This is a genomic window from Pasteuria penetrans (assembly GCF_900538055.1).
In the GTDB taxonomy this organism is placed as follows: domain Bacteria; phylum Bacillota; class Bacilli; order Thermoactinomycetales; family Thermoactinomycetaceae; genus Pasteuria; species Pasteuria penetrans.
On the sequence record NZ_UZAC03000001.1, the window covers coordinates 1057126 to 1075632 of the forward strand.

17 protein-coding genes are annotated in these 18507 nt (G+C 44.7%); 7 read left to right on the forward strand and 10 right to left on the reverse strand.

From position 1 onward, the window contains the following. Nucleotides 1–993: 993 nt before the first annotated feature. The 3 genes from PPRES148_RS04270 to PPRES148_RS04280 all read right to left on the reverse strand — a co-directional run bounded on the left by PPRES148_RS04270 (nucleotide 994) and on the right by PPRES148_RS04280 (nucleotide 4590). A complete protein-coding gene (locus PPRES148_RS04270; RefSeq protein WP_149453392.1) occupies nucleotides 994–1515 on the reverse strand; it encodes a hypothetical protein in 522 nt (173 codons plus the stop codon). 1203 nt (nucleotides 1516–2718) lie between these two features. Further along, complete coding sequence (locus PPRES148_RS04275; RefSeq protein WP_149453393.1) at nucleotides 2719–2955, reverse strand: hypothetical protein; 237 nt, start codon at nucleotides 2953–2955, stop codon at nucleotides 2719–2721. A gap of 231 nt (nucleotides 2956–3186) precedes the next feature. Further along, nucleotides 3187–4590 (reverse strand): hypothetical protein, encoded by a 1404-nt coding sequence (locus tag PPRES148_RS04280; RefSeq protein ID WP_149453394.1) that lies wholly within the window; start codon nucleotides 4588–4590, stop codon nucleotides 3187–3189. Between the two features lie 223 nt (nucleotides 4591–4813). Between PPRES148_RS04280 and sufC the strand changes: the two genes are divergently transcribed. The 6 genes from sufC to sufB are packed head-to-tail and all read left to right on the forward strand — an operon-like array spanning nucleotide 4814 to nucleotide 9978. After that, the gene (gene sufC / locus PPRES148_RS04285; RefSeq protein WP_149454227.1) at nucleotides 4814–5581 is read left to right on the forward strand and encodes a Fe-S cluster assembly ATPase SufC; all 768 of its coding nucleotides are present in this window, start codon (nucleotides 4814–4816) and stop codon (nucleotides 5579–5581) included. 15 nt (nucleotides 5582–5596) lie between these two features. Continuing rightward, complete coding sequence (gene sufD / locus PPRES148_RS04290) at nucleotides 5597–6844, forward strand: Fe-S cluster assembly protein SufD (protein WP_223127949.1); 1248 nt, start codon at nucleotides 5597–5599, stop codon at nucleotides 6842–6844. Continuing rightward, nucleotides 6841–7989 carry an aminotransferase class V-fold PLP-dependent enzyme gene (locus PPRES148_RS04295; protein ID WP_281289915.1) on the forward strand — a complete coding sequence of 383 codons (1149 nt, stop codon included), beginning with the start codon at nucleotides 6841–6843 and terminating at the stop codon, nucleotides 7987–7989. Before sufD ends, PPRES148_RS04295 begins: the two co-directional genes overlap by 4 nt. After that, nucleotides 7934–8050, forward strand: coding sequence for an aminotransferase class V-fold PLP-dependent enzyme (locus PPRES148_RS12865; RefSeq protein WP_281289916.1), 117 nt, complete (start codon nucleotides 7934–7936; stop codon nucleotides 8048–8050). Before PPRES148_RS04295 ends, PPRES148_RS12865 begins: the two co-directional genes overlap by 56 nt. Nucleotides 8051–8095: 45 nt before the next feature. Further along, entirely contained in the window at nucleotides 8096–8542 is a 447-nt protein-coding gene (gene sufU, locus PPRES148_RS04300) for a Fe-S cluster assembly sulfur transfer protein SufU (RefSeq protein ID WP_149453396.1), read from the forward strand. A 2-nt stretch (nucleotides 8543–8544) separates the two neighbouring features. Further along, nucleotides 8545–9978, forward strand: coding sequence for a Fe-S cluster assembly protein SufB (gene sufB, locus PPRES148_RS04305; RefSeq protein WP_149453397.1), 1434 nt, complete (start codon nucleotides 8545–8547; stop codon nucleotides 9976–9978). A 420-nt stretch (nucleotides 9979–10398) separates the two neighbouring features. Here the strand turns inward: sufB and PPRES148_RS04310 are convergent, their stop codons facing one another. The 5 genes from PPRES148_RS04310 to PPRES148_RS04315 all read right to left on the reverse strand — a co-directional run bounded on the left by PPRES148_RS04310 (nucleotide 10399) and on the right by PPRES148_RS04315 (nucleotide 15714). Continuing rightward, nucleotides 10399–10650, reverse strand: a complete 252-nt coding sequence (locus PPRES148_RS04310) for a hypothetical protein (RefSeq protein WP_149453398.1) — start codon at nucleotides 10648–10650, stop codon at nucleotides 10399–10401. Nucleotides 10651–11300: 650 nt separating this feature from the next. Continuing rightward, nucleotides 11301–11468 carry a hypothetical protein gene (locus PPRES148_RS10975; protein ID WP_187820579.1) on the reverse strand — a complete coding sequence of 56 codons (168 nt, stop codon included), beginning with the start codon at nucleotides 11466–11468 and terminating at the stop codon, nucleotides 11301–11303. A gap of 284 nt (nucleotides 11469–11752) precedes the next feature. After that, nucleotides 11753–11905, reverse strand: a complete 153-nt coding sequence (locus PPRES148_RS12265) for a hypothetical protein (RefSeq protein WP_223127950.1) — start codon at nucleotides 11903–11905, stop codon at nucleotides 11753–11755. 1472 nt (nucleotides 11906–13377) lie between these two features. Continuing rightward, complete coding sequence (locus PPRES148_RS12870) at nucleotides 13378–13506, reverse strand: hypothetical protein (protein ID WP_281289917.1); 129 nt, start codon at nucleotides 13504–13506, stop codon at nucleotides 13378–13380. A gap of 1647 nt (nucleotides 13507–15153) precedes the next feature. Continuing rightward, on the reverse strand, nucleotides 15154–15714 hold the full coding sequence (locus tag PPRES148_RS04315) for a hypothetical protein (RefSeq protein WP_149453399.1): 561 nt from the start codon (nucleotides 15712–15714) through the stop codon (nucleotides 15154–15156). 1124 nt (nucleotides 15715–16838) lie between these two features. Between PPRES148_RS04315 and PPRES148_RS04320 the strand changes: the two genes are divergently transcribed. Further along, nucleotides 16839–17306, forward strand: a complete 468-nt coding sequence (locus tag PPRES148_RS04320) for a hypothetical protein (protein ID WP_149453400.1) — start codon at nucleotides 16839–16841, stop codon at nucleotides 17304–17306. Between the two features lie 809 nt (nucleotides 17307–18115). Here the strand turns inward: PPRES148_RS04320 and PPRES148_RS10980 are convergent. Then, on the reverse strand, nucleotides 18116–18292 hold the full coding sequence (locus PPRES148_RS10980) for a hypothetical protein (RefSeq protein WP_187820580.1): 177 nt from the start codon (nucleotides 18290–18292) through the stop codon (nucleotides 18116–18118). Then, complete coding sequence (locus PPRES148_RS10985; protein ID WP_187820581.1) at nucleotides 18279–18449, reverse strand: hypothetical protein; 171 nt, start codon at nucleotides 18447–18449, stop codon at nucleotides 18279–18281. The genes PPRES148_RS10980 and PPRES148_RS10985 overlap by 14 nt, the downstream gene beginning before the upstream one ends. Between the last annotated feature and the right edge of the window lie 58 nt (nucleotides 18450–18507).

Consider the following 18507-nt stretch of genomic DNA (forward strand, 5'->3'; position numbering starts at 1 on the left):
AACCCCACATCCTCGTAGGAAGTACGGACCCATTTTTCACTTCTTTTCATCTACCATTTCATAATGGTCCAGTCCTGGACGATGAGGGGCAACATCCGACAAGGGTGTGCATCCTCTCGGTCAGCCCCAATTTTTGGCCCTCTAAGAGAACCTTTCCCACATATTTTTAAAAATAATTTTATTTATCAATGTTATACAGACAAAAACTTCATTTTTGTTCTTCATCCCCCCATCATCAATTTTTACTATGAATACTATGCGGGTCATGAAAGAAGGGGGTTCTCGCTTTATCACGATATTCCGCACTAAATCCTCAGGTAACAAAATATCAGAAACCATAGAAAGATTAGTATGTACATGATTCTGTTTATGCTCCCCATTCCCATGGCTCACGCTGTCCCCGATCCATAGCAGCATCTCGTTGGGGGGGTGAATTCCTGAACAAGGTTTTCAGGGGGGATTCCCCTCCAACTTTGAGACTTCCTTCACAGATTCATAATGTATGATATTTTTATTATAGTACAACACAAAACGTAGATCGGGAACCCGACCCTATTTCCTACCCTTTTTACGTAATTCACTAAAAATACTTACTATCCTAATCTTGATCTATCAAAAATGGCGACCAATTCCTATCCTTTTCCGCTCATCCTTACTAAAATTTTTAAACCATGTTCGTGAGAGTTTTTCATCCCCATCCGCACTATGTACGACGGTGCTATTTTGCATGATGAGAACCAAAAACACTGGAATGAACTGAAATAAACTGGAATGAATCCAACAGGTATCGATTTTCGATTGTATGTAAGATTCTACTATGGAAGTGCCCTTATTTTTTGGACTGTTATATCCATCCCTATAATATATGTATATATACATAAATATCATTACAAAATATCCATGAACAAAGTTTGGGGTAGTAGACCTATAGACATAAAGAGGAGGGGGCTGCTCGCCCTCTCCCCTACCTAAAACGCAAATTTAGAAGGAGTCTCAAAGTGAGACGGAACTCAATGGAATCCATTGACCCTTAATGTTTTGATAATAAATTTCTTTTCCTGAAGATCCCAATTTCTTCAATAAATCACGAATGGTTCCCTCGTCCATATCGGTCTCAATAAGGGGTCCTCCTCCGGATCCCCCGTCATTGGAGAGCACAAAAGAGTGGGACATCTCTTCTATTAGTTTATCAATCTGTTCCGATGGACTGAGATTGGCCCATTCCGGTTTCTTATCTGCAATTAATTTTCTTAAATTAACAATAAATTCTTTATTTTTTGAGAATGATTTCCTCAACTTCCTTTGCCTATTCTCATCCATATGCTTTTCCTTCAATAACTTCTTTACTCTCTCAACATTTTCATTGATTCGGTTTTCATCCATATTCCTATCGTGAACGTTGGAGCCAGTGACCCTATCTTTCCCTTCGGTGTATGAAAAAACACTGAATGCTACTGAAAAAACAGCAGTAAGCGGTAGCACAGTGGCAAAAATCATTTTTGTATTCCTTCTCACTTCAAGCCCTCCCCTTACTCACTCTGAAATGGTTGCAGACAAATCCCCATTGGGAACGATTGGGGTTCCATGGGTTGCCAAGGAGGAGAATGAGCTCCCTTCACCACCACCCATTATCCCCCATACTCCTATAGTACCACCCCCTCAGCTGAAAAAACAGCAGTAAGCGTTTGAAATGGTTGCAGCCGGATCCCCAGTGGGGAACGATCGGGGTTCCATGGGTTGCCAAGAGGGGAATGAGTTTCCTACTAGATCCTACCAACCATCCCCTCACGCGTTTCTATAGTACCACCCCCGCAACCATAATTTCTATAAAATGGTGATTGAAAATACCTTACATTTACCCTTAATTTTTTATCCATATAAAAATATTCCGAGTTCCGTATAAACGCCTAGATTAGGTTCCTACCACCCTTTGCAACCACATGCCGACCAGATCATGAGTAGGTCGTATTCCATGACTTCACCCAACATGGAGACCACACACCTCGGTTTTGACATGGGATGTTCTTTTCTATGCGTACCCGAACGGTTCACTCTCGTTTGAACTCCCTAATCTCCATCAGAGGAGGATTCTAGCCCCTTCCTTCCCTAAACCGCTCACCATCAGGGTATTTCCACACCAGCAACGCTAGGTGGTTGGAAGTCCGCCCGGTTGGTATTCCTAATTATTTTAAATGTATTATGAAACTATCTATGAAATCGTTCTCCCTTTTTCCCCGCAAATTAGGAACCAGTAAAAAGCATTATAGATATCATGAGGCATGGGTCTATATCCATAAAATATCCACAAAATTTCAACATTTTATGAAAAAATATAATATAAGAAGGAGAGAAAAAGAACAAGAATCTGTTATCATTTTTGAAAAATAAAGATAGTATTTAAATATTTAGTAAAGTATAGTAAAAAGGGCAGCAGGGGGTCGGAGTCCAACTGTATTTTTTATTATTTAATATATAAAAATATTATAAATATGAATATATGAGGGAGATTTCAAAAATTAGGAAGGAATTCTCCCTAAGAACCTTGTCCAGGAATTCACACTCGATACTGGAATTGCCCCCCAGTATCTTCCATATAAATTTACATTAAATTATGCTTTATTTTTTTAATAATAAATATTATAATTTACTTAATACACTAACTCAAGGATAAATAAAAAATATAAAATAAACCCCATATCAATGGGAAAGGGAGGATCTTTACATGAAAAAAAATAAAACCAAAAACAAAAAAATTGCCACGGGAATAGCCCTCATGGGTATGTTATCGCTTAGCTGCCTAGGAGTATCGAACAACCTACTGGCAAACTGTCCCCCATACCCAGACCAAACAGTATCCAACCAAAACAATCTATCCACACCAACCAACAGCGAAAGTACATCAACCAACAACGAAAGTACGTCAAACACCAACAGTGAAGATACGAACACCAGCAACAGCGGTGCCGCCCATGCAGGAGGAATCCTGGACAGTGGACTTCTCCAAAAAATAATGCAAATACTAGGAATCAAGGGATAGATCAATATTCTTTGGAACCAAATTCACCCCCCAGCCACGGTTTCAAAAAATCGTGGTAGAGGGGGTATTTTTAAGCCCATCTACATACAGGAGATAAAACCATGCACAAACCACAACATACCAGGCCTCTTCATCCCATTCCACGGGAATTACCAAGGAAAGGGTTCCCCCTCGTCCCCTACAAAAGAACCCTTAGACAAAACAGGGGCAATTTCTAAATTGAGCTGGCAAGAATGGGCAAGGTGATGGGAAAAAGACCACGAGGAGAATTCAACATCCCCCATCTGGATAAGGGAGGAAAAAATCCTATCATGAACCTTACGCGGGAGTGAATTCCACTCCAACAGGGAATTCCCGCCACCAAGCCTTTCCATTAGGGCTAAGATGTGATTAGCGAGAAGCAACAACAATGTCAAACCTCGTAGGCGTTTCCCCTGTTTCCCCTTATAACAAATCCGCGGCACACGGTAAGCCAGACGCCAACGCAACCTCTGATCTGGAAAAAAATCACATTCCTGCTGGTATCGACTCACAACCTCCAAGGCAGTGGCCTGCGAAGAACGTAGATTGGTGGCTAAATAGCGTACACATCCCTCCTTAGAACGAAATGAACCCTTCTGTATAGCAATGATACGAAAACGGGTTCTATAACATGCATGCCAACCCAAATCCTGAACCAGGAAGGGTCCCCCTACCGGGATGGAAGCTTCCTGCCACACTGTCGAATCCAACCGATCGAGAAGGAAAGAGGCACTACCGCGGGGCTCAATTTCCCAAATCAATTGCCCCCATTCGGCCATCGTCCTCCGTGCGGTTGTAGCTGTACAGCCGCGGGGAAGAATGACGGTAACCCCCTTCCAACGGGAACCAATGGCTGGATCATGAATGTGGGTTTGCAGGGAACGGCGCAACGTAGCGAGGGGATTTTTTTTATTCTTCTCCATGGTCGACACGTAACTAGACAAGGGGAAACCTTGCGAACTAATAACACCAACACGAACCAACTTCCCCCGCCCACGACTCACCAAAAAAGCGAGCGGATCGTCACAAGTGCGACACAACCGCAGAGCCTCCTCATGATCGGTAAGCCAGAGGGGAAATTCATCGTGGCGGAGCGTCCATCCCTCGGGATCTTTGGACCAACGAACTCCACCCCAGTGGGCCTGATGAAGAACAAACTGGGCTGTTAGAGCGTCCTGGGCCATGTATTGTCCCAAACGAGTGAACATTCCAACCCATACATCTTCATAGATAGGACGTGTAACCCCGAAAACCTCATAGATACACCGCCATAGACCCTCCTCAGGCCCAGGGGAATGTGGGGAAGGAAGAACCAGTCGTCGAGGGGAAAACAATAGAGCCATGATACACATTTTCAACCGCTGACTATCCTCTGGATCTAAGGAACGGGGAGGCACCCAGCGAAGATAACCTTCCAGTATAGGGGCGAGATTGAGTGTGGTGAGAAACATGGCCAGTAAGGATACCGTTTCCCTGGAAGGTACCTCACACGACTCGGCAGGGATCGGGGGGAAGAACGATGGATCCGTCATTCAGAAAACCTCCATGAAAAAATCGGGAAAACCCGCAACCCTAAAAAAGATCAGGCATGTCAATGGATCCAGCGGCTTGCATTGCATGGGAACCACAGGATACAATGGAATGAGAATCATATGATAATAACTATAAAAACCATCGTGAAAAATAATGTAAAAATAAAAATTGCGGTCCAACGCAAAAGGAGGCCAAACAGTGGAGAAGAGACCCAAACTAACGATGGAAGATCTCACGGTGGCCATCGACGGGAAAACCATCCTGTCTGGGGTCGATCTTACCGTACAAGGGGGCGAAATCCATGCCATCATGGGTCCAAACGGAACAGGAAAAAGCACACTAGCATCCGCCTTGATGGGCCATCCCCGGTATGACGTTACAGGTGGAAAGGCGGAACTGGATGGGCAAGACCTATTGGAAATGTCCGTCGATGAACGAGCACGGGCAGGACTTTTCCTGGCTATGCAGTACCCAAGCGAAATCAATGGGGTTACAAATGCAGATTTCCTACGCGCGGCCCTGAATGCACGAAGAGAAAAGGACAAAGAGATTTCCCTTATGAAGTTCATCCGTTTGTTGGAAAACTCTACGGAAAAGCTAGGAATTGATGCAAAATTAGCCCATCGTTATCTCAATGAAGGCTTTTCCGGCGGGGAGAAGAAAAGAAACGAGATCCTCCAAATGCTCGTCCTACAGCCAAGAATCGCCATTCTGGACGAAATTGACTCAGGATTGGACATCGATGCCATCAAGGAAGTCTCTAAAGGAGTCAATGACCTGAGGGGACCCGAGCTAGGTGTCCTCATCATCACCCACTACCAACGTTTGCTCAATTATATCCAGCCTGACCGGGTCCATGTCATGATGCAGGGACGAATTGTGAAATCAGGTGGACCCGAACTGGCACACCATCTGGAAGCGGAAGGCTATGATGGACTCAAGGCCGAACTGGGGATCAAGGAAGAGGCGCTCGTGGGACCACATACATAAAAGGGAGGAATGGAGGTGCGAACGGTTACACCGGGATCGGAACCCAAAATTGTACCTTGGGAAAAGCGTTTACATTGCCCCGATAACGAACCAGATTGGTTGTTGGAGAAGAGAAAACAGGCTATTGCATTGATGAACAAACTGCCAGCGCCCAGGGTGGAGAGACTACGTATCGAACATTGGCCACTTCTAGAGACTCACCCCGAAAAAGCAACAGTGGATGGAAACCAGGAAGCTTGGGGACAACAATGGATCCTACCACAGGCCATTCAGTGGAAAACCCCCACCACAGGACCCCCATCGGGACTATTCGACTGGGGCACGGCCTGCAAAGAACGCCCCGAGATCATGGAAAAGCACGCCTTTTCAAAAAATCTTGGACCCCACAACCAATTGGCAGCCATCCACCAAGCTCTCCATGAAGGAATTGCTATGCTCCATATCCCCCGCAATCAGGAGACAAAGCAACCCTACCAGATCTTTCTCCACTACGGGGACAACCAACTGAGTTCCGCCTACCCCTATGTCCTAATCGTAGCCGAGGAAAACACGGAAGCCAGCGTTTTCATAGTATCATCCGGCGGAACCGCTGCACACCACTGCGTGGTCGACGTCCACCTCGGAACAGGGGCCCGCATGAAAGTAGCCACCCTGAATGCACTGCGCGACGAAACCCTAGGCACCTTCCATCGAAGGGCCCAACTCGGCCGTGATAGCCACTTGACCTGGATCGTAGCAGACGCCAGCAAGGGTCGTGTGCTCTCCGATACGACGAGTTATCTTATCGGGCAGGGAGCCCATGTCAATCTGCAGTCGCTGGCATTGGGGACCGGACACTCGGTATTTGGAACCACTGCACTGGCGGAACACCTGGCCCAACACACGGAAAGTCATGTACATGCTAGGGTAGTGAGCTGTGATGCATCCACCGTCGTCAGCAATAGTATCACTAAAATCCACAAGGGAGCCAAAAAATCCAACGGCCAACAAACCACACGTACCCTGATGTTGAGCCCCAAAGCACGCGGAGACGCAAATCCCATCCTATTGATTGACGAGAATGACGTCTTGGCCGGTCATGCGGCGAGTGTGGGAAAGGTGGACCCAATGCATTTGTACTACCTAAAATCACGCGGTATCCCGCAACGTGAAGCGGAACGACTTTTGATCCAGGGATTCCTGACGGGACTATTCTCAGAGATTGATTGGCCCGATTTACAAACGTTGTTCGACCAACGCCTCATGAAGGATTTCCTATCATGATCTCCCTAACCCATTTTCCCCTGCTGGTTAGGGCAGACAAGGCGGAGAAACGGAAAATTTACCTGGATAGTGCAGCCACTTCCCAAAAGCCACAACTCGTCATCGATGCCATACGCAATTTTTACGAAACCTGCAACGCCAACGTCCATCGGGGTGTCTATCAGCTCAGCCATCAGGCCACAGAAGCGTACGAGGGCGTACGGAAAAAAGTACAACACTTCATCCATGCGGCCTCCGAAAAGGAAATCATCTTCACTCGTGGTGCCACAGCCGCTCTCAACCTCATAGCACAAAGTTACATGCGCCCCCGCCTGCAAAGCGGTGATGTCCTTGCCCTAACCATGGCGGAACACCACAGCAACTTAGTTCCTTGGCAACAGTTGGCCAAGAAAACGGGGGCCGAGCTTTTTTATGTACCCATGCACAAGGACGGAACACTAGATATGAAGGAGGTGGAAGCAACATTACCCCCCCGTATCAAAATGTTAGCCATTCAACATCTTTCCAACGTAACTGGGGTAACACAACCGATCCGGGAGTTGGCAGATCTCATCCATCACCGAGGTGGTATACTAGTAGTAGATGCAGCCCAAAGTGTTCCCCATATGCCGATCGACGTTCGTGCTCTTGGTGTGGACTTCCTTGTCTTCTCAGGTCATAAGATGTGCGGACCTACTGGCGTAGGTGTCTGCTATGGAAGGGAAACACTGTTGGAAGAGATGGAACCATATGAATATGGCGGGGAAATGATTGAGAACGTGGAACTGTATGACTCCACTTTTAAGGATCCGCCAGCACGCTTTGAAGGCGGTACACCGATGATTGCCTCGGTTGTGGGTCTGGGGGCTGCCATCGATTATCTAGAATCCATCGGCATGAAAAGAATAGCAGAACACGATTCGCACCTGACACAAAAAGCAGCAGCGGAACTGCAAAAGTTGCCAGGGATTACGTTGTTTGGACCCTTGGAGAATCGCTATGGTGCCGTGACCTTCAACGTAAAAGATGTTCATGCGCATGATGTGGCGACCGTTTTGGATGAGCATGGTGTTATGGTGAGGGGGGGGGCACCATTGCTGTCAACCACTCATGCGCTGGTGGGGGGTTTCCTCTACCGTCAGGGCCAGTTTTTATCTTTACAATAAAGAAGAGGATATACAAATCCTAGTCCAGGCCGTCCAGAAAGTTCGAGATTATTTTTCTTAGATGAATTGAGAAAAAATTAGTTATAGGCGAATGAGGAGTGGGTCTATGTCTCTCGATGATTTGTACCGGCGTGTACTGCTTGATTATGCGCGCTCCTCTCGCAATCGTGGCCAAGTAAAAAATGAAACAGCGACCATGGAACTATCCAACCCTTCCTGCGGCGATCGAGTACGACTATCACTGGATCTGCGGGAAGGTCGCATCCAAGAGGCAAAATTTACAGGGGAAGGATGCTCGATCAGCATGGCCTCCGCGTCTATGATGACGGAGGCTGTACAGGGATTGACGTTGCAGGAAGCCACAGACCTTTGGCAAACCTTCTCTCGATGGTTGCAAGGGGGGGATATAGACCCCGCCTCCTTCCCCTGTGAGGAAATCGAAGCACTCAGTGGGGTAAAAAAGTTTCCAGCCCGTATCAAATGCGCTATGTTGGGTTGGGATGCGCTACGTCGATCCGTACTGGGAGTACAAACTACAAGCAAAGGGGTGTAACTATGGCAAAGGCAAAGCCTTTAGAGGAACTGAATGAAACCTATAAGTATGGTTTCCGTGATCGCGATGTCTCTGTATACAGGTCAGGGAAAGGGCTGACGCCGGAGATTGTGGCGTCTATTTCTGAAATGAAAAACGAACCGGATTGGATGTTACAATTCCGCCTTCGTTCACTGGAACAATTTAGAAAGATGCCCCTACCGACGTCAAAGAACAGCCGTTGGTTTTCCTTGTTACCCGGGAAATTGGAAGAGCTCAATTTTGAAGATATCATTTACTACATGAAACCCTCGGAGAAAAAGGGTAGAACGTGGGACGAGGTACCGGAGGATATCAAAAATACTTTCAATCGATTGGGAATTCCGGAGGCAGAACAAAAATTCCTTGCCGGTGTCTCGGCCCAATACGAATCGGAAGTTGTATACCACAATATGCAAGAGGAATTGACCAAGCAGGGAGTACTCTTCTGCGATACGGATTCGGCCTTACGTGAACATCCGGAAATCTTCAAAAAACACTTTGGTACCGTCGTACCCCACACAGATAACAAATTTGCTGCCCTCAACAGTGCCGTGTGGAGCGGTGGTAGCTTCATTTACGTTCCTAAGGGGGTTCACTGTAAGCTGCCCTTGCAGGCCTATTTCCGTATCAATGCGGAAAATATGGGGCAATTCGAACGAACCCTAATCATCGCAGATGAGGATAGTTTTGTTCATTATGTAGAAGGGTGTACAGCACCCATCTACACAACAGACTCGCTGCATAGTGCCGTGGTGGAGATTATTGTCAAAAAAGGGGCGCGTTGCCGTTACACGACCATTCAAAACTGGTCCCCTAACATCTACAACCTTGTAACCAAGAGGGCCATAGCAGAGGAACGGGCCCACATGGAATGGGTAGACGGGAACATTGGTTCAAAATTGACCATGAAGTATCCCGCAGTCGTGATGAAAGGGCGCGGGGCTAAAGCCGACATCCTCTCCGTTGCAGTAGCCGGTAAAGGGCAACATCAGGACGCGGGGGCCAAGGTCACTGCATTGGCACCAGACTGTACAGCAACGATTGTTTCCAAATCGATCAGCAAACAGGGGGGAAAGGTAACGTACCGTGGCCTGACCCACTTTGCCAAAAAAGCACACGGTGGAAAAGCCAACGTGAAGTGCGACACACTCATACTAGATGACATATCCACCTCGGATACCATCCCCTACAACGAATTGCATACCGATGACATTGTATTGGAACACGAGGCTACCGTTTCTAAAGTGAGTGAAGAGCAGCTCTTCTACTTGATGAGCCGGGGCCTTGATGAAACAGAGGCTACACAAATGATCGTCATGGGTTTCATTGAACCTTTTACTAAGGAGCTACCCATGGAGTATGCCGTTGAAATGAACCAACTGATCCGATTAGAAATGGAAGGCTCGATTGGTTGATAAGATCCAAAAGACAGGGAGCCCCACCACTATGGAAATAGATGAATCCCCCCAAAAACAGGGAGTCATAGGGTCACACACTCAATGACTCCCTTCTTTATTTTTCATGTTCTCAGGGGGGTCCTCCCACACCAAGGTACAGTACCCCCTTATGGAATTATAGAGAACAACAGCCCATCTTCTTTTTCGGTCCTAATCGATTTTCTGTAGGTGGATCCGTTATATTCCGAGGAAAATACGGGGGCATAGTATCCATCGAAATTCTTTCATGGAGACGCCATAATGCAAGGACCTTGCAATCGCATGGATAACTCGGCCAAGATGACCTTACTCAATCCCCGGGCAACTGTCCCAAATTAGGATGAGATCCCCACACCTACCCCCTCTTGAAACCCAAGAGCTCCTACCTATCCCTAGCAATCAACCACCTCCTATCCCTAGCAATCCCCCTATCCCGCGCAATATCCCGCTGAGTATCCCACCACCGTGACCCAATATCCCATTGAATAGGTTCCCCAGGAGACCACCTGTCCCATTCACTACGTTCCCTAATAATCCGCCTCCTGCGCCTCCTGCAAATACATCAGTCGATACCCCAATTGGACTGATGGACAACACACCTAGGAGTGTCACTCCTATAGCGATTCCCTTGTTTTTGAACTTTTTCTTCATCTGTTTACCCCCATTCGTAAGATTTAGTTAGTATGAAAATCATCCTATTCCATAAAATATACACAAAAATTATTTTATATAAACAGATTATAATATACATAAATGATATTTTCAAAGTAAAATTTAATGTAAATTATATTTATATTTATTACACATCAAATTGAGGGATGATTTTCCTGTAGCAAGATTCGTGCTTGTGCTAACCCCCATCCTATTCTGGGGGATACCGCAGGAAAATTTCTCCAGGGGTATGGTCAAGTAAGTTATATAGGTGATGATGAAGGTTGTAATTGGCCCCCCGGAGCTGGCCGATAGGTTGGCAGGCTTTCCAACCACCTAACCCTCGCTTGCTGATGTGATGTAGAAACACCCCGGTCGAAACTAGGGTACGACTTGACACACGGCAGAGGAGGTCACGGAAGACAACCCTACTAACGATCCCGGGCGGCATGTGGTATACAGACGGAAGGAAACCTAATCTAGGACGCTCATACCGAACCTAGGAGGTTGCGGTCGTACGAACGCCTGACGATTGCATCCTAAAATGGGAGGAAATCCCCCCAAAAAACTGTTCAGAAATTCACACCCCCAACGGGATGCTGCCCAATAGGACACCAATGTGTCCTTTGTTGTCATAAATGGCATAAAAGTCACGCAACCTTCTGTAGAATAGCCCTTACCGAGAGTAAGGGCTGTTTTTCACCCCCGGGTAACCCCTTTACTAGTTCGTTTTGTCTGTTTTCCCGTTGGCTTTGCCCTTTTTTCTTTCTGATCCGTGTTTGCAATATTGTCTTCTTTTCACGGATGTGAGTAGTCATTCGGTTACAAATCCTTTTGTGATTCCAAGTATACGGAGTTTGATAAAAAAGTTAAAACTGGTGTCTTTTCACGAACGGCGGTGTAGGTTGATTGGATAGATAAAAAAGCAAGTAATTTAGAAATCTTCAGCTCTTTCGTTATACTGATCATCAAGATGGTACGGGGAATGGATGAGGGGTAAAATCTTAGGAAAAACGAATGGGCCCATTGTTTATGTGCTTATACATGGGAGGTCCTCCTAGAAACCATGAAGAAATCGATGGAACGTACGAAAGCCCCAAAGTTAAGATGGCTGATGGTTCCTCTCTTCCTTATTACTGGAATATTTTTTCAAATTATCATGATAGTACCTATCTGTATGGGTGATTGGTTTCCCAATGAAATGATTGTTCCGACATTGATATTTGTTGTCCCTCTCTTTGGTATTCTTGTCCAAAAAATAGACCCTCCCCCCAAGGGAAAAAAGAAATATCGGTGGCTCGATCTTTTGGACCGACTCCTGCAAATGCAATCCTATAGGAAAAAATGCCGCCATCTATACCAAATGCAGGGTTTTTCAAAATTTCGGTGGTATGCTCTCCATTGGATCGGTCCTCTATGGATGGTGGCATCCTTGTTCCTATTTTTCCATATGGATCCACAGAATAGGCCCTTCTGGATCTTATCAGCAGGATTTGTGGGTTGGTGTGTTTTTTTTAGATTACAAATAGGAAGAGAATACCGATGGTGCTCTGAGGCAGGTCCCATTGATTTAAATTTTATAAATAAAGAAATAATAACAATTTGTTCATTGTATGTTATCTTTTTATATTTTTTTCATACCTTTGGAACCAACTGGTCAAAAATACAAACAATTTCAACTGTTATGGTTACGATCATTCAACCGCATTTCTCATCCTATTGGCTGCATCTCTGTATGGGACAGCGTAGGATGGAATACATTTTCGGTAGCTCACTGCAGGAAACAGATAGGTATGGAGAAGTTGGCAAACCACTTCTTCTTCCCCCTATATCCTCTTCTGAGAGAAAAAAAATACTAATGATTGGTAAATTTATTAATGCTATATTGATCATCATATCGTTATTTTTTATATATAATTATTTAATCTACGGTGATGAGTAACAGTACAATGTAGGTCCCCAAACTTCAATGGACACAGAATCAGAAGGGCCCGGAAGGGCCTATTTTTTCATGGTTCATAATGGATGGTTCATAATGGAAAAATGGTCCTTAGCCAAACTTCGGTCCCGGAATATCATCGAGTGTATATCAATGTCAAGTAGGCTGTGTCGACGATGAGGGTTGTAATGGGTCCTCCAGGGCCAACGGGTAGGTGGCAGGCTTCCGGTCACCTACTGCCGCTGATTGCGTAGGATCGCATGCGTAAATGATTCGGATGGTCCATTCGTAGATTTTTTGAAGGGTTTACCCAACCAAAAGAAGGATCCCTCCTGGAACCCCGATGAAATTAATAAAATATATTTATTTTTTTATAAATATATAATATAAAATAAATTCTTTCTCTTTTAAACTACACATCCTACATACGGGTATCAAGAAAAATTTTTCATAGAAAGTGCCCCATTAATCTTCCCAACCTGGATCAGGTGGGCTGAGATCTTCCCACCTCCCCATTATGTCACAAAGAATAAGAATTACTGAAAGCGTACGATAAATCCATTCAACAAAATGCCTAAGGAAAAATCCGGGAACGATATGAGATCGTTAGGGAAGGAAGCTCTTAGAAGTCCACAGGAGCATAGAGAAATACCAAAAAGGGGGAGCTATCCACACCCCCAACGAAATGCTGCCGGTCCCCCACACATCAAAGAATCCGAAAAGACCCCCACCACTATCTGAAAAAAGTGTGGTGAAGGGATTGCCAAGTAGACCTAGGGTATATGTTCTCAGGCATTGTCCTTCCCTTCCCGATTTCGAAGGATCTTAAGCAATCCTGGAACAATCCATTGATTCGAATGATCCATAGGATTGTTCAAACGAAGCAGGGGAAGGAAAAAGAGAAAAAACAAGATCATAAACAAACGACCCTCATCCAAAAGAAAAAACCGCCAAAGTACCCACTGCATATCAGATGTAAATAAAGATGTAAATATAGCTGTAAATACAATGGTTATCCCTAAACTAATATACCACGATTGGGGGTGCCAGGGATGGGACTGGGGTAAATCTCTACCTATACAATGAACAAACAACATTCCCACACAACACGTTAGGGAAAACAATAACAGGGCCCATTTTCCATCGGGACAAAATAAAATACTAGTCATCATAGCAGCAAGAGTACCCATCCAGATCCAAGTAAGGAATTGTCGCCATGGCCTTCTTTCTAAAGAATTCCATTCTTCATTGCACCGTATCAAACGGTCATGAAGACTAATGTATCTCCGAACCCTTTCTTGATTTTTTTTGGAATCATTATATAGAAATAACAATGAAAAACCACCAAATAAAAATGGGGTAAATCCAAGAAAAATTATGACCGGTCCAGAATACCAACCTTTTTCTGTACTGAACATAGAAGGAATGATTATAAGGTAAAAAAATGACAAAAAAACGGAAATCATCACAATAATACTCGAGTACAACATTTTTCTCCTATGGGAGGTATGTACGTTTCTATTAATAAAAAATAAAAATAATATTTCCAAAATAAAGAGATGTAATGATACAACACTAATTATAAATAAGAATAACCATTTACCAAACGTAGGAGGAAGGACAACAACCAACCAAAAAACTAGAGTCAGAGCCACTAGAACGCGTGGTATCAATAAGAACTTACAAACAGATATGTTATTTTGCATACGACAAACACTCCCTTTCCCCTATAAAGACGGCAAGGTAACATGGCCCTATCTACTTCGAACAAAATACTATTAGCTCATATGCTTGTAAGATCCGATACAAGTGAGATACAATACCTCCTCCCCTTTTTTAACAAATTACCTGATTTTATCAAGAACAACAATAACCACACAGTTGTCGACAAGACCTACGACAGTATAGCACACCGGGAAAAAACAAGCGAAATCGTTAGGTCCTATGGGCATAGGGTCAAAAGTCCTCAACAGGAATCCTAAATATGAAAAAAAATATCTAAATTTTAAATATAATATTATAATTGTGCAACAGAAAACACAAAAATTGAAGTGGGCATACCTGGATAACCGGCTTATGCGTGTCAAGAAGTTGTACAAGGGATAAAGGTTGTCTGGTCCTTCGGAACCGGCGATAGGTAGCATGGCAGGCTTTAAACCGTCTAGCGATGCTGGGGTAAAGGGACACCTGGTAGTGAACAATCTAGGAAAAAGCAGGGTTATTACCCCTGCCAGATGGGAATCAGAGAAATCAGAGAAAGGCAACCTATTTACTGCCCCGGTGGGCTATGCGGTGTATAGACGGATAAACACGTTTCAGGACCTTATAATGAAGAGAGGGGTCCCTCTATCTATCGGTGAAGCAATGGATAGTTTGCTGGAAAAAACGATTTGGAATCCACTTACCACCTCTACCTATTCCGGAGGAACTATCCCCTCATCCACCCTAATAGCACAACACGACGCACAATATCCAGGTTGTGGTTGTTTCGTAGGGAGGTTTTTTTAGTTTATGGGCTATTAAACCCCCATTCCATACAGACGTGATCCCTTCCCTAGGTTCTATCAATCATCTACTATGCACCAAACAAGGCCACCCACCGCGCCTATAAGTCCCCCAATTACCAAACCTGGTAAATTTAATTCATCATAACCAGCCGCCATGCCACTACCGGTTGCTGTCATAAGCACCGATGCACAACTTTCACCCCGTCGGTTTCGCATCCTTGGGGTTCCTAACCCAGCCTCATCCAAGCGGTATATCCGATTGGTATTCCCATCCCAGATCAAGATCACCGGAGGAAACGAGGAATCCACCGAAGTAAGGAGCAATCCCTCCACCTCATCAGTATCCGCCCCTGTAATCTCTGTACCATAGATAAAGATAACTGAACCGGGTATTTTTTCCAATAAGAACCGTTTCATTTCCATCGGGGCATCCTGCCTAACCTCAAGGCGAAACAAATGTTTACCTTCCTTATTTAGTTTCATCCCTTTATCATAAATAAATTTATTCAGTTCCACCGGTTGATCATGCCCAAGTTGCCCCTCCCGAAAACCATACGGGTGTCCTGAACCCCCCTCTAAGGTTATCTCTTCCACTTCCAAACCCTGTAAAAGATGCACTAATCCCCCTTTCTATTGTTTCCTCGTACGGGGTGATATGTATTCTCCAGCAATATCTGACAATAGAGTATTCTCTCGTTTTTCCCAGCAGTATCCCGTTGGGGGTGTGAATTTCTGAACAGGGTTTTTGGGGGGGATTTCCCCCCATTCTGAGTGTTTCCTCCATGGATTACTATATAAAATATATTTATTATATTTGGATCTTGGCCGCATATCGGACCTGGGGGTTCAGTCTCGGGAGTGGGGATAGGCAACTCACCCCCTATCAGGTAATAAGGGGTTGTTGATATGAAGACAGAACTAAATTTCCCGGGGCCCCCCCTTTTTCGGACGAAGTGAAAATCGTGAAAATAGAGAAATTGGGAACCACAAAATCAGATAAAATGAGTTATATCCTAGAGTCCATTGTCAACCGTCCATTCCCGGGAATCAGGTGTTCCTGTGAGGATTCGGGAAACCTGAGACCCCACCTAACTCATCCTTACAATCCAGAATTAGGAAAAAACCACCCAAGGATATTTCAGGTCCGAAGTTTGGCCAAGAGCCTTATATTTTGGTTTTCTAACTCTGTCCCCTCCTTTTTTACCTATTCACTATAGTACCCGGACCATCCTGATTCGTTAAAAATGGTAACCAATTTCCATTTTCTTTTTGTTTATCCTTCTGTTATACTATGTCCTCTAAATTGAAAATTTTATGTAATATAATGGTAATGGAACAAGGTTCCATCCTAGTCTGTAATGTTAACAACATTACGGATTTTTTATTGTTTTTGTACGTACCATAAACAGAATGGATCTTACTACAACACAATGTTCGTCTTTCACGCAAGGACCTGGTAAAAATTTTATAAAAAATTAATATTAAATAAGATAAATACCCCTGGGATACTAAAACAGGAACAGTGTCATAACAAAATGTTATTATGTTACTCAATTGCTTTACGAAAAGGTGAGACTAGATTCATAGATAGGGCATTCCCCACAAGAAATTGCACGGTCCCGACGGGTTGTTCAACCCTATGTATCAAAAAGACTATAATAAGTTAGGGGGGAATACCAACCCCTACCAGAGGAATCGTGGTGTGTCCATCCTAAAAAACAAGAGGGAGAGTGTAGGCAATTATGATAAGAACAATGAAAATAGGTATTCTATTCGCCTCTACCAGCCTACTGGCCTCAATAGGAGGAAATAGTATCATTACCAAGCCGATAGGGGCCTATGGTATGGACTCACAACACAAATCTGTAACGGAATCGGGTACAGAGGAAATAGAAACGAAATGGAAGGAACTTGTTATACGAAAATGGAAGGAACTTGTCATACGAAATAAAATATTATTTAAAAGAATGGTACAGGATCCGAACGGAGTATCCAAGGAAGATGTGAGGAAGCTCGTGGATAAAGCTAATGATTTCTATAATAAACAATTCGGGTATGGAAAAAATGCGATTCCACTAAAGGAAGCATGGTCCAAATTGACATGGACTGCTGAGGAAGCCCGTAGAAAGCCCCATAGATATAGAGAATTACTAAACGAATTCGATAAATCCATTAATAACATAATAATTATTGAAATCGGAGGCTCTTGACCACCGGGTCTCCGCTGTTCATAGCGGGTGGATGAACAGAGGCTTTAGGGTATGAAATTATTGCATGAATCAAGCAGGCTGTATTATGGAGTAGCATATGGAGAACGGATGGTAGGCAAACAGATCGTTTGAGTTCACCGGGCTGCCCTGTAACCCTAGTGGATAGGCTCTCCCCCCTTTTCAGGTCCTTAGCCAAACTTCGGGCCTGGAATATCATCGAGTGTATGTCAATGTCAAGTAGGCTGTATCGACGATGAGGATTGTAATGGGCCCTTCGGGGCCAACTGCTGAGCCAACTGCTGGTAGGTGACAGGCTTCCAATCACCTAATGCCGCTGATTGCGTAGGATCGCATGCGTAAATGATCTGGATGGTCCATTCGTAGATTTTTTGAAGGGTTTACCCAACCAAAAAAAGGAGCCCTCCTGGAACCCCCAATGGAATTGATAAAATATATTTATTTTTTATAAATATATAATATAAAATAAACTCTTTCCCTTTTAAACTACACATCCTACCTACAAATATCAAGAAAAATTTTCCATAAAAAGTGCCCTATTAGTCTTCCCAACATGGATCAGGTGGGCTGGTATCTCCCCACCTCCCCATTACGGCACACGCACACAATACCATAGACTAGTTCGCCTTCTGTATACAGTTCCTCTTGGCTCCCTGCCTAACGAAGATCAGACAAAATCTGTGCTATTGGACCCCTTCGCCCTGCCTTTATCACAAGGATTTCATCAGGCTACTTGGTCTGATCCGATCCGACCTCGCGCACAAAACACCCCAGTTGTCTTAGACCTTTGACTACGTCCTGGCAACAGCCAGGCATCCGTCCGACGTCGAGTAGACCCAGCATTTCAACCAAGAGCCCCTCACAGAACCGGACCGGTGTGATTCCTCGCGTTCCCCACTCAATCGTTCCAGACCCGGTTCGGTAGACTGTCCCCTTTGCTCCACCCCCATTAGGCTACCACGAACCAATCTGCCCCTGTATATGCAGAGCTCCCCGATATCTCTTGGCTTTTACCGGCCTGGCACGATCAGCTGCTAGGCATCTGCACGACAACAGGTTTCCAAGTTGCACAGAAAAGCCAGGGTTGAGTTCATTCCACCTGTACACTGCATGTCGCCAGAACATAGGTCTCCTTCCCTAGCTTGGTCCCGAGGTAGAGACCCATGGAAATCCAGGAACCTCC